Raw genomic sequence first — 13,885 nt, 5'->3', positions numbered from 1 at the left:
ATTCTCAAGCCAAATTTGCAACGTTTTTCGCAAAAATTTTCCTACGAAAATTGTCGTTGCCGTCATTGACAGTATTAGGAATAATGTGGTACTCTAGTATGGAATAGATATATGCTTTTTTAAACGATTTCCTATTTGAATTAAAACTCATATGTACAAGTATTTTAACATCGCTGAAAGAGGATTTTGTGTATTATGAAAAAGATTGAATTGCGCAGACGCGCGCACCCATCCATCCGGCAAATCCTGCGAAAGGCGGCGGCTTCCGCACTCGCATTTGCTGTAACAGTTTCGGCCTTTACAGGCCTTGTGCCCATGAAGGCGCACGCAGAGGAAAGCACCACACCTTATATTACGACCCTAATTAACAAACAAACGCTTAAGGCGGGCGTTACCATGAGCGGAACAACGCCTTCTACATACGGTGCCAGCTACAGCTGGGATAAAAACAGCTCCGACTGGACCAGTGCCATAAACTACAGCTTTACGATTCCACTTGAAAAAATGCAGCGCAGCGCTGTAGATGCTGCAGACAGCGCCATTGAAAGTGATAAAACGTATGACCTGGATTTACCGGAAGAAATCTGCGCTGGTATCAAAGCCGCAGGGGGTTCGGCAGATATCACCGGCAGTTTTTCACCGATTACATTATCAGAAGGGGGCACAGCTTTCAGTTCCATAATTGTCGGTAGTGTGTCCCTGGATTCAACCGAGAAAAAAGCTATTTTGACCTTTGGCAAAGATAAACATAATGGGGCTGTCCCAAATTACAGCGCATGGCTAAATTATTATGCAAAAAAAGACAATGCCGCCGCAGTAAGTGATAATTATCTGCCAAAGTGCACCGTCCAGCTTGGCTGCAAGCTGGACAAAACAACCATTAACAAAAACAGACAGCAAACCCTGCCCCTCTACTTCGGCGGTGAAGGCGCCAAAAGCCGCGACTCCAGCTACTTTACACTGGACCTGCAGTTCCCGGAGTATAACCCCGAGTCACCGGTAATTGACCTTTCCGGACATCAGGAAACCGTAACGCAGCCGGTTTCTATGGATGGCAACCAAGTTACTTTTACCGAAGTCAGCACCGGCTGCATCGTGTGGACAGCTGTGATTACCCCCAACAACTGCTCCTATACAGGCTTGACTTTTAAAATGCCCGGAGATTATGTGAAGGGTTCCCTCGGTTTTAAGGGCAGCCCGGAAAATAAAATTGACAAGGCAGATAATGATACAACCGACAAACCGGATGTAGAAGTTAACTTTGCGAATGCACTGAATATGTATGCCGACTCTTCCACAAAACAAATTGTTTTGACCTACAAAACCAAACCTTCCAGCGACAGCTTTCAGAAGCCCTCGCACACCTTCGGCTCGCAAACCACGACGGCCGCTCTGACCGGTGAAGTGAAGGCAACCGCCGAGTTAGCAATGGACGGCGGTTCCTTTAAAGGCTCCGAAGTAACCGTACCTTTTTCACAAACATGGCTGCGCAAGCAGGGCACCTACGACAAAGTACAAAATATGGTTTACTGGTGTTTGCTTTTTAACGAAAACGGCCGCGCTATCAGCAATGCTACGATTCAGGACAAACTTGAAAACCAAACCTTTACCGGCACTGTTTATGTCAGCACAAAGGCTTCTGCTAAAAAAGATGATACGGATGGCGGCGTGTGGACAATTTCTCCTGCAGAAAACAGTAACGGCAAGAGTACCATTAGCATACCGCTTCAAAAGAGTGACGGCAGCAAAGACTTTAATTCTCCTCTGTACATCTGGTATACCACAAAGGTAAACACCGATTTCTTTAACCAAGAGGGCGCAGAAGACAATTCCGTGAAAAATGACCCACACGTTGGCTTTGACCTAAAAGATAAATGGACGGGTGGTTCTTCCGGTGCGGCGCAGGAAGCGCAAGTAAAACCAGGCATTGCTGCCCTGCGTAAAGAGGGCATCTACAACGCACAAACTCACACTATTGACTGGTCAATTTATTTAAATGAAGCAGTTGAAAAATGGACATATGTTGACTTGCAGGATGCCATCACTTCTAGCTACAACTCCACCGAAGGCAGTACCAGGCAAAGATTGGTTCCGCTAACGGGTTCTGTAACCCCTGTTAGCGAGGGTACCATAGACACAGCAGACAGCTTCAATAATTACATTCAGATTACCGAAGCTGGTGATACACTTTCGCCACACAGTAGCGCAACCGGAAGTATTGTGACCAAATCAACCAAACCAACCGGTGAAGCAGAATACTTTACAAGCAATATTCAGATTAAATGGGCTACAAAGGTTACAGATGCAGCGGAAAACAATGAATCCCAGCAAAAAGTTTCGCCAATCAAAGGTAAAAAAGTAATTCACTACAGAACCGTTTTAACCGTTGAAGACGATTACACCGGCAACAGCGGTGGCACCGGTACACAGTATGCCAACACGGCAAAGCTGTTTGTGAACCCTGGCCCCGTTCCCGGCGGAACAGTTACCCCAACACCGGTTACACTTACCACTCGAGATAACACCACATTAACAGGTGGCGGTAACCAAGTCGAAGCAAGCAACCCCGCCCCGGACGATTCGCAGGGACGCTTTGTAGCCGATACCTTTTATCATATAAAAACGATTATTTCTGGTCCCAATACCACTCATAGTGTCACCACAGACAAGTCGGATGAAACAAATGATGCTGGTACGATAGTAACGGATAAGAACGGCCAGCCACTAATTGCTTCCTATCACTATGAAAAGTGGGACAACGCCACCGCAGATGAAACGGATACGAAAGAAGCCCCCGCTGTGATTGGTTCACAGTCTAGCCCACAAAAAGGCACTGGTAAAGTAACAGTAAACAGCACCATGCTGCGGGCAGGTTTTGTAAACGTTCTGCCCAACAGTACGGACACAAATTATGACTACGTGAACCACAGGCTAAAGCTGCGAATTACCGTAAACCAAAATAAGCAGGACGCAATGAACGGCTGGTGCATAAAAAATGCTTTACCCACCGGCACCAGTTATGTTGACGGGTCTCTTGCTGGCACACTTTCCGACGGCATTACTTCTACGGAAATTTCAACAATTACTGACGTTGTTACTGCTGATACGACCACAACGCCCGGCACTGTGTATTTCACAATACAAGGCAGCAGTGTGGACAAAAAGACACTGACACTTACGTTTAATATCAAACTTGCGGACCACGGCACGGAAACAAATGCCAAAGAGTTAGGCGATGCTGCCGCAAAGCTTGCTTTTTCCAGTGGCAAGCCCCTGCCTAATTTTACGTTAAGCAATAGTACCTATTTATATAAAACAAGTGGGGATGCGCAGGACGACACTAAAAACGAACGCTCCATTGCACACTGGGACAAAACACAGTCTAATGACGAAACGGCCATTCAGCAAACCAATGTAAAAAGCCCCATAGCAGAAGAAAAAGTTTTGCTGCCTGCGCAGAGCAATGGTGCTCTCCAGTACCAGCTGCTAGTAAACAAACTTGGTGCCACTGTTCCCGGCACTACGGATAACACCATTACCATACAGCTCCCCGCCGGATTGCAGTTGGTGGAAGGCAGTGTGCAGTTCCAAAATGCAATCGTTACGCCAGATGGGTCGAGCGTAGATGAAGCCAGCATGAAAGAATCTAATGGCGTATACAGCACAAACTATGTTGTGAAGACATTGAAACCAAGTTCCGATTATACTTACAGTGTAGCCCGTACAGACAGCGGCAAGCCGGGGCGCGGCATTCTGACTGTGAAGCGCCCGAGCACCGATATTTCCACCCCCTGCCGTATTACTTTTTCGGCGGAGATTGGCTCACTTATTTCCGGGATTAACGGCAGCAGCCTGATTACCTATAATACAGACACTAACGTTCCAACGGATTCCATTACTATGCAAAGTGTGGATGAAGCCAATACCCTTGCCACAGAAAACCGTTCGGTAATTAAACTGCAAAAAACCGACGAGGTTGGCGCACCACTGGCTGGTGCTCTGTTTGACATTCGTTGCGCGGATATGACCATGCTTACTGGTCAGCTTTTTGCCTCCGTTTCAACCAACAAAAATGGTTTGGCGGTATTTCGTGTCCCTGCCGGACACACTTACACGATACAGGAATATCAGGCACCAAGCGGCTACACAATGGACGACACTTCTCCTTTTACAGAAAAGTCAGACAGTACAGGCGGCGTAGCGGTAACAGTAAACAATGACGCACTCGGTAAAACCTTCCAGTATTATGGTACTGAAAAGAAATTCTCTACCGATGTGAATATAGGCGATACGGTGCCAGTTATCAATAAGCGCAATAGCGCAAGTTCTATTGTGTTTTATGTACAGTCCAGTCCGCAAACAGATCCCAGTTCCAGCAGTACGTCAACTCCTTCCAGCAATGCATCAACCCCTTCCAGCAATGCATCAACCCCTTCCAGCAATGCATCAACCCCTTCCAGCAATGCATCAACCCCTTCCAGCAATGCATCAACCCCTTCCAGCAGTGCGTCAACTCCTTCCAACAATGCGTCAACTCCTTCCAACAAAGCAGACACCGCAACTTTTGCGGGCAACCTGATGCTTCGTGGTGCAGGGGACGCTGCGGAAAAACACATAACTGGCTCACCGCTGAAAGGCGCTATCTATGGGCTGTACAAAGATCAGGCTTGCGGCACACTTTTGCAGCAAGCTACCAGCGACAGCAACGGCAAGGTGGAATTTGCAAAGCTTGCCTGGGGTTCCGATACACCGTATTATATTCGTGAAATTACCCCACCTGATTTATTTAGTTCTAAAAAAACACCAAGGCCATACAAAGCTGTTTTAACCACAGAAAAAGATGTACAGTTCTCCGAAGGCGACTTTAACAATTCCGACAAACAGGATTGGCTGCTGATTTCTTACGACCCGAAAGTCGGCACCAGCATCGTAAATGTAACGAAGCACGGCGAAGACACGGGAGATGTCGGTCTTTCCGGCGCAACCTTCCAGCTGCAGACACCCGGCGGTGCTGTGTTCCAAACTGCTACCACCGGTGACACCGGCATTGCCTCTTTCAAGCGTCTGCCGGCCGGCGCTTACAAACTGCACGAAACAAAAGCACCAAACAATTATATTGTAGCTGGTGATCAAGATGTAACTGTTACCGCCGGCAACATTACAGCCGTTACGGTGACCGATAAGCGCAACCCGAACTCTAAGAGCGGCAGCATGACAGTACAGATGAAGTATGATGCCAATACAGATGAAACTCAAATTGCGAAGGAATATGGTTTCACTGTACGTCTGAGCAATTCGGACGGAACAGCATTAAACGGCACCTTTACCTACAAACGCAGTGATGGCAAAACAGGTACGCTGAAATACGGTACTGGTTCTTCTTCCAGCAGCACTTCCAGCACCTCCTCTACAAAAACATTGTCACTACGTGGCGATGCTGCCGGTGGAAATACCGCAACCGTTCCTCTAAAGGGCAATACGGAAGTTTCCATTGAAGTGCCAAACGGCACGCACTATACTGTTGTAGCACCGGAAATTACCGGCTATGAACTAAAAAAATCTGCTGATGACGCTTATGTACAAGCATCCAACACTACACCAGCCACGTTTAATTACACCAAGCAGGCTGGTACAGCAAGCAGCAATTCCGGCACTTCTGGTACCTCTGGTACTTCAGGAACTTCCGGTACTTCTTCCACCCGCTCCGGCGCTTCGGGGACTTCCAACTCCAATGCTTCCGGTACCTCAGGAACTTCCGGCAGCAGAGGCAATGGCGCCAGTGGTACAAACGGAACCAGCGGAGCCAAGGGTACAAACGGCACTGGAGGCACAAACGGTACGAACGGCACAAACGGAACCGGCGGCACTACCGGCACCACTGGCAGCGGCAGCAAGAGCAGCAGCGAAACTCTGCCGAAAACAAACGTGCCAGATACAATTCCTTTCTGGAGCGTTGGACTGGCCGTTTCATCCTTGGTAACATTCTTTGTTCTGCGCTGGGGCCTCAAGCGGAAAAAGAGGGAGGAATAATGCCATGAGCAGCCAAAAAAAGACGAAAAAGAAAAAGCACATTGCGTTTCCACTTTCCCTGGTTGCCTGCCTGCTTGCAGTTGATTTCTTCGCATTTGGCCTTTTCTTTGAACTGACCAGCCGAAGCGAAAGTCATAAATTTTATGACAGCCTTGCAACAAGAACCGTGCAGGGCTCCACCACTTCCGCTGCGGCCATGACTCCGCAAATTGATTTCAAGAATCTTAGAGCAACTTGTCCCAATGCAGTCGCTTGGATTTACAGCATCGGCACACCAATTAACTATCCTATCGTACAGGGGAAAGATAATCAATATTATCTTTCCCACCGCGCTGACAACAGCAGCAATGAAAACGGTGCAGTGTTTCTGAACAAGAGCAACTCCCCCAATTTTACAGATGACAACTCCATTCTCTTTGCACATCATCTGGCAACTGGAGATATGTTCACTTCTCTTGAGAAATATCGTGATCAGAAATACTATCAGGCACATCCAACTATGGACCTGATTACACCTACAGCTACCTATAAGATTCAGCTGATTGCCGGCTACGTACTGGATGGTGCCTCTCCCATCTTCCCCACCCGGTTCGCTACTGACGGTGAGCAGAAACAATTTCTGGACAATGCGCGTAAGCAAAGCGTATTTACCAGCAAAGTACAGGTCACTTCTAAAGACAGACTAATTACGATGTGTACCTGCACCTATGATTACAATAATGCTCGCCTTGCCGTTGTTGGCAAACTAGTAAAACAATCGTCAAAATAAATGAACTGCAAAGGGACTGGCATCGATGGATGCCAGTCCCTTTGGTTATACTTGCCCATACTCGTCCGAATATTGCTTTCGGTGGTCACGTGTCCCGAAGAAATATTCTTAACCACGAGTGTGGGGGTGTACAGAACAAAACGATTGGCTTCACCCATCCACCCACCTTTGAAAATGGACGAAATCTCTCATCGCGTATGGATGCAGCAAAAAAGCGGAGCCTATACAAGACTCCGCTTTTTGCATCGAACTTTGTTTATCTTTTTGTATTAGTACTTATCCTGTCTATAATTTGTGAATTCAGAGTTGCTGTAGGATGCCGGATTTTCCGGTGCAACGGACGGCATATCATTCATACTGCCGAGAGCAGTGTCGCTTCCATCGCGAAGCTTGAAATAGCTAACCAGCTTTTTCAGCATTGCAGCCTGTCCGGAAAGTTCTTCACTTGCAGCTGCACTTTCTTCTGCCGTTGCGGAGTTAGTCTGTACAACGCTGGAAATCTGATCCATACCTTGCGTAACCTGCTGAATTGCCACATCCTGCTCTTGAGAAGCACTGGAAATCTTATGTACCATCTCGGTAGAAACATCAGAAGCTGCCACAATACGATCCATGGATGCAGCCGTTTCATGAGCAATCTTCGTACCGGACTCAACCGCAGTAACCGAGCGTTCAATCATCTTGGTCGTTTCCTGAGAAGCTTCCTGACTCTTGTTTGCCAAATTGCGAACTTCATCAGCGACTACCGCAAAGCCCTTGCCAGCTTCCCCTGCACGTGCTGCTTCAACTGCAGCATTCAGTGCAAGTATGTTAGTCTGGAAAGCAATGTCCTGAATTGACTTGATAATCTTACCGATCTGGCCAGAAGAATCACTGATTTCCCGCATTGCACCCAGCATTTGCTGCATATCCGCCTTGCCGTTTTCCAGTTCCTTCGCAGTTTCAACTGCTTTCATTTCTGCTTTGTTGGCATGCCTTGTGTTTGCGTCAACCTGCTTGGAAATTCCCTGAATAGTAGCTGCCAGTTCTTCCACAGAACTCGCTTGTTCGGTTGCGCCCTGGCTTAATGCCTGCGCACCTGCCGCAATCTGTTCGGAACCACTTGTTACCTCGGAAGAACTCTGCTCAATCTGCTGCACAACATGATTTAAAGAAGCCAATATGGTAGCAATCGACTTGGAAACCTGTGCAAAGTCACCTCTGTACTGCGGCGGGTCTTTCAGTGAAAGGTCGCCATTTGCCATAGATGCCAGATAATCTGAAATGCCCTGCACCACCGTGCGCAGTCTAGTCATTGTAACGTCAAGCTGTTTAAGCAAAATACCGGTTTCATCATTGGCATCTGTTGTCGGCACCTCGGAATGGAGATCGCCTTCCGACAACTTTGTCAAGCGGTCCGCACAGTCGGTAATCGGCTTTGTAATCTTCTTAACAACCTTAATGGTAATGACCTCGCATGCAACTGCACTGAGAACAATAAATAATGTCATGAAAAATATGGTGCTTGTAATGGAACTGGTCATCTCACCAATCGGAGCAACCGCACCCAATGACCAACCGTTTCCGTTTGTAATTGGCCGATAAGAACATACACGTTTTACGCCGCTGTAAGAATACTGCGAAACTCCCGATTTGCCTGACACCATCTCAGAATACACAGCGGCAGCCTCAGCCTTACTGGAATCCGTTTTGCCGTCTGTAATAAAGTCGGTGCGCACTTTCACAAGTTCTGGCCGCATATTGCCAACGATGATTCCCTTTTTATCCAGAATAAACACGTTACCTGTATCTCCAACGCGGATATTCTTAATGATATCACTGAATACCGTACCAGGCAGCCGACAGACGATTACCGACTGGTTGTTGTCCACCGGAACATAAACCGGAACAAAAACACCATCACTGCCATTGGAAACAGTTGTGCCGATGGTTACATTGCCCTGCAGTGCTTCCTTAAAGTACGAATCCTCCGTAAACTTCACGTTTTTCAGGACATCATCGGTTGTGTCAACTGTACCGGAAGCAGTAACAATCGCCACTCCATCATACCCGTTTTCCTTACAAAACGTCTGCAAGTCCCGTTCCGCATTTTTATTGGAAGCAGAACGGTCAATTTTCTGTGCCTCCTTTGCAGTAGACTTTATGTCCTCCAATTCTCTACTGATTGCAACGTCCGCAATTTGCCCGATTGAATTTAAGTCCTTGTTAACATTCTGCAAAAGGCCATTATAACTGGTCAGCGAACCGGAAATAATGCTGACCGCAGCCAGCAGCACAATGCAGAAAGTGATAAGTGACACAATCCTTTTTTTTAATGAGCTAGCCTTTCGTTTTCTTTCTGTCCTCACAGTGATCCCTCCAATACTGTTGTAGAATTTTAAGAATAAGATAATTATTTCTATGAATCTATCTTACCACATTTTTATAATTTGCACAAGTATTTTTTGACTTAAAAATAAAAAATTGGCCAATATTAGACTCAGCGTTATGAATAGGTGTTAAAATTTGTAAAATTGACTGACAATTTTGCTTTTGTTATTTATATCTAACTGGATAAATCAATGCATTTCTGCAATCTTTGCAGCCATCTCTAAAACACATACCGTACCATGTGTAAGCATAAAAAAGGTCTGCTGTTTTCACAGCAAACCTTTTTTATCGTTATATGAATTTATTTGTTTAAGCAACCGTTATGCGGTACATGCAGTATTTCTGACCATTCACTGTCAGGTAAAGCCCGGTTTCGCCACTTTTTACGGCTTTCAAACCCATGTAATAGGTGTCATTGCCGTCTTTCAGGTCAGCCGGTTTACCACCGTTTTTTACCAGAGTAGAAACGACCGAACCATTACCCGCCGCATAAGAAACTTTTGTGCCCTTGGCGACCGTCACTTTTGCCCAATACTGTTTGCCCGACTTCAGAGAAATATTTTTAGTTGTGTCGCAAGTATACGGTGCCTTTGTAAGCTTAACAGAAAAAAGCCTTGTTGTCGTTCCATTCACCTGTGCATAAATGCCAGTGTCATCGCTGCTGCGGCTGGAAGAAGCAATTCCGTACACCTGCCATTCAGAAGTCTGTGTTTTTTCGTCCCAAGCTTTCATGGCTGCATTCACACTGCTAACTGCACCGTTGCCGCAGCTCACCTTCTGCGGCGCTGTTTTGCTGTATACCTTAAAGGTAAGCAGACCGCCGCAGGAAAGCGGCTGAACTCCGGTCAGATTGGAAACCGGTGAACTCCCATTATAATGAACCGGAAAACCGTCAGGGTTTTCCTCCTGCGGTTTACCGCTGTCCTCACTAGCCGCCGGAACCGCTGTGTCTGCCAGAGCAGAAACTGTAAAAACAGCATCTGCATTTACTTCCGGAATCACATATGTGTAGGTATGTGCTGTACTGTCTTTTTCCAACGGGGAAAGCTGAACACCGTTTGCCAGAACAACCGGTTCCTGTTTCTGGAAACCGGTTTTCAGTGCGACGCGCAGTTCAAAGCTCTCTCCAGCCACAACACTGCTTCCGGTTACAGAAGTAGTATACCCGACGCCAGAAGCCGGAACAGTCATGCGGTACGAAGCGGATGATTCCTGAACCAGTGTGTTTGTATGAAGGCCATCAGCAGCAAATGTGCCCATGGTAGACACAGCACCGGCTAAAACAGCTGCAGTTATTACGGCAAAAACTCTTTTTCCAGTTAAGTTCATTTTGCTACCCCCGAAACGCTCAGTGACGCAGTCACATATTTTATGCTTGCTATAATAATCTATCTGAAACAAATATACCACAATTACCCTGCTGCCGCAAGGCAAAAAATGATGAAATAAAAATTTTGTAAATATGCATAAGAAATAGACAATTCTCATTTTCAAATATATCAAACTGTAAACGTCTTGTTCCCTTGTCTTTACTATATTTTTCACCTGTGCTACAATCATACTATTCCAAAAAATGATTTTTGCTTTAATATGTCGCATAAGGAGGCTGCTTCAATGGCTGTGAAAAATATTATTTTTGATATGGGACAAGTTTTGATTGATTATTGCCCCGAACGCTATACTGCCGCCTTTCTGCCCGGCGGGCAGGAAACAGAAGACTGCAAACTGGTTACAAGAGTTCTGTTTGGCGAAGACACCTGGCTGCAGTTGGATGAGGGAAGGATCACTGAATCAGAGGCGCTCGCCAAAATGCTGCCCAAGCTTCCTGAACGTCTGCAAAAACCAGCACGTGAACTTTTTTACGGATGGCAGTCCTACATTCGTCCAATTCCGGAAACGAACAGTTTGGCACTAGCACTACACGAGGCAGGCTATGGTATTTACATACTCAGCAATACTGGTGTACGTCTGCACGTTTACAGCCACCGTATTCCGGCTTTTACAATCATAGACGGCGCTGTTTACTCAGCTGATGTGCAGCAGATAAAACCCGGTGAAGCTATTTTTCACACTCTGCTTTCCCGTTATTCCTTAAAACCGGATGAATGTTTTTTTATTGACGACAATACGGAGAACATTCAAACCGCCGCAAAACTCGGATTACACACGCACCAGTACAAACGGAATTTTTCCGCTCTGGAAAATGACCTGCACCACGTTGGTATACAATGGTAAAACAAAAAACCTTTCGGCAAACCACTCAACCGAGCCGTCTGCCGAAAGGCTTTTTTTAATGTTTTCTAAAGTGCAGGGAAAAATGTTTTTTCGGTTCTTCCTCCCCACCGTCCAGTGCACTTTTCCAGCTTACATGCATGATGAGCAGTGTACTGATAGCCGCCGCCATATAATTGGAAAACAAATTACCCCAGAACACCGAATAAAAGGTCAGGAAAGACTCCGTACATAAGATAAATACATACCGCAACGCCCAGATGCGCAGGAAACCGACAATCATAGGCACTTTCGTCCGCCCTAACCCGATAAACGCACCCTGTTCCACCATACAAACACCAAAGCCAACAACAGAGTACGTGTAGATGTGCAGTGCACGGTTAGCGATGTTCAGCACCTCCGGTTCACGCGTAAACAGTACCGTCAGATACGGTGAAAGCGGAATAACGATTGCAATGATTAAAATTGCCGTAATCACGCTGAACAAGCACCCTGTCCACATACACTTTCGTGCGTGGCGACTTTGCCCAGCGCCAACATTCATGCTGACCATCGTTGTAACCGCGGAACCAAAGGCGGACGGCAGGTTAAAACAGATGTTGGTAATGTTATTAGCAATTCCCTGCCCATTGAGCACCACTGCACCATATTTCTGCACTTCATTGTTGATTAGAAAAAATCCTATCTGCAGCATAACACTGGTGATCATGGATGGTATTCCGATATGTATCAACGGGTGCAGAACATTCCGATCGAAGTGGAATCCTTTTAAAATCAGTTTATCCTCGCTGTCGTGGACAAACAGTTCAAAGTACATCCAGATACTAACGATCACATTTGCGCCCAGGGAAGCCAGCACGCAGCCGATAATGCCCAAACGCAGCCACACAATGAAGATACAGTTAAAAATGATTTTGAGTGTCAGCATCATCAGCATACGGATAAAAGTCGCTTCCGGTTTGCCACTGGAATTCTTGATGGCATTATAAATGGATTCCAAAAAAGAAAACGGCAGCACCGCCGCATTTAACGCTATATAAAGGAATACATTTCGGGAAATTTCCGGTGTCACATTGGCAGAAATCGGAAACGCCACAATGACCATGACCGGCACCAGGCAAAGCCCCAGAATAAAGGAGAACACCATGACCTGTGTAGAAATGTGCTTCGCTTCGTCTGTTTCTCCGCGCCCGTTTGCCTGCCCAATCATGGCCATAGCTGCCGCGCCGATTCCCTGTGACAGCGCCACTGCCATGTTCAAAATCGGCTGGCAGTAAGTCACCGCGCTGGCCACCAGCGTACCCGCTACATTGTTGATGAAAAGGCCGTCTGTCAATGGCATCATTGACTGCACAATGCCCATCATCAAAGTCGGAAGTGCCAGCATAAACAGGGAACGCGGAATACTGCCGTTTAAAATCATGTCTCGGCGCTGTTCCCCATTCTGCCGCAAAAACTGAAATTTCAAGTTCTTTGCTCCTTTCTGCCCATCCTGTTCCTTACGTGCCGCCTGCTTGCAACTATCTGCATACATGTTAAAAAACACTTTCCATCGCCCGCCTACCCCAACATGATATTCTTAGAAAACGCTTAGGGATGATTCCCCTAACAGGGGGGAATCGTTTGCGAAATAGGCTGACGGGTTCCTGCCTCTGGAAAAAGGTGGGCTGCAAGCCAAGGCATTTGTAAATCCCATGGATTGCTGTATTATAAATGTATCCGCAAAAGGCAGACGGCTTTTCTATCATATACCTTCTTTCGACATTTGAAAAGATGCCCGCAAAAAAAGGCACTGCCAAAAAGCAGAGCCTTCCTGATTTTTAACTATTTTTCATAATAATGCTTTCCACTAAGTTTGCAACGTGCTCGCAGGCATCGCAGCACTCTTCCAGACAGTCAAAGGTACGCACCCAGCCGATTTTTACGGAAGGCTCCCCTTCTTCACCGTACAGTTGATGTACCGTTGCCACATACAAGCGGTCACCCTCTTCTTCCAAACTATTGACTTCTACAACACGTTCGTGGATTTTTGTATCCTTTTGGAAGTTGTGAAATTCGGAAAGTACTTCCTGCAGATTGCCGCAGCACTTCACGATCAGCTCTGCAAACTGGCGTGCTTCCGGACGTACCTCCTGCATATGATACATATACATACGCATCAGCACATCTTCAATGTTGTCTGTTACATCATCGATTGCCTGCGCAAGTTCAATGATATCCTCACGCTCAATCGGGGTAATGAATTCACGTGCCAGCTGCTCCATCATCTTGTGCTTTGTACTGTCAGCATCATGCTCAATCGCATGCATTTCCTCGCGCTTCTGCGGCAGCACTTCAGGATCAAAATGATTTAGGACTTCCTGCAGGGTTGCAGCCGCTTTGCAGCAGTAGCTGTTCTGAGTGACAAAGCCATCATAGTAAGGACTCTTTTTTTTCGCCACGTTGAATAACGCTCCTTCATTTGTTTGCTTCTGTCATAGTCAC

At 46.5% G+C, this 13,885-nt stretch carries 7 protein-coding genes; 3 read left to right on the top strand and 4 right to left on the bottom strand.

Features of this window, described 5'->3' with window-relative positions:
- Positions 1-195 precede the first annotated feature (195 nt).
- Together H6X83_RS02895 and srtB are read left to right on the top strand one after the other, a co-directional pair.
- Positions 196-6,030: a prealbumin-like fold domain-containing protein gene (locus tag H6X83_RS02895; protein WP_212507676.1), complete on the top strand. Its 5,835-nt coding sequence runs from the start codon at positions 196-198 to the stop codon at positions 6,028-6,030.
- Between the two features lie 4 nt (positions 6,031-6,034).
- Positions 6,035-6,799, top strand: a complete 765-nt coding sequence (srtB, locus tag H6X83_RS02890) for a class B sortase (RefSeq protein WP_212507675.1) — start codon at positions 6,035-6,037, stop codon at positions 6,797-6,799.
- Positions 6,800-7,068: 269 nt separating this feature from the next.
- Here the strand turns inward: srtB and H6X83_RS02885 are convergent, their stop codons facing one another.
- The gene (locus H6X83_RS02885; protein WP_212507674.1) at positions 7,069-9,147 is read right to left on the bottom strand and encodes a methyl-accepting chemotaxis protein; all 2,079 of its coding nucleotides are present in this window, start codon (positions 9,145-9,147) and stop codon (positions 7,069-7,071) included.
- A gap of 331 nt (positions 9,148-9,478) precedes the next feature.
- A complete protein-coding gene (locus tag H6X83_RS02880; RefSeq protein WP_212507673.1) occupies positions 9,479-10,498 on the bottom strand; it encodes a hypothetical protein in 1,020 nt (339 codons plus the stop codon).
- A 285-nt stretch (positions 10,499-10,783) separates the two neighbouring features.
- Here H6X83_RS02880 and H6X83_RS02875 point away from each other — a divergent pair, with 285 nt between their 5' ends.
- Positions 10,784-11,404: an HAD family hydrolase gene (locus H6X83_RS02875; protein ID WP_212507672.1), complete on the top strand. Its 621-nt coding sequence runs from the start codon at positions 10,784-10,786 to the stop codon at positions 11,402-11,404.
- A 55-nt stretch (positions 11,405-11,459) separates the two neighbouring features.
- Here the strand turns inward: H6X83_RS02875 and H6X83_RS02870 are convergent, their stop codons facing one another.
- Positions 11,460-12,869: an MATE family efflux transporter gene (locus tag H6X83_RS02870; protein WP_246419464.1), complete on the bottom strand. Its 1,410-nt coding sequence runs from the start codon at positions 12,867-12,869 to the stop codon at positions 11,460-11,462.
- A gap of 352 nt (positions 12,870-13,221) precedes the next feature.
- Entirely contained in the window at positions 13,222-13,842 is a 621-nt protein-coding gene (locus H6X83_RS02865; protein ID WP_212507671.1) for a DUF47 domain-containing protein, read from the bottom strand.
- Positions 13,843-13,885: the final 43 nt, after the last annotated feature.

Origin of the sequence: Caproicibacterium amylolyticum (assembly GCF_014467055.1) — a bacterium.
Classification (GTDB): domain Bacteria; phylum Bacillota; class Clostridia; order Oscillospirales; family Acutalibacteraceae; genus Caproicibacterium; species Caproicibacterium amylolyticum.
Note: the sequence above shows the minus strand (reverse complement) of the source record. Positions and strands in the feature narration are given on the sequence as shown.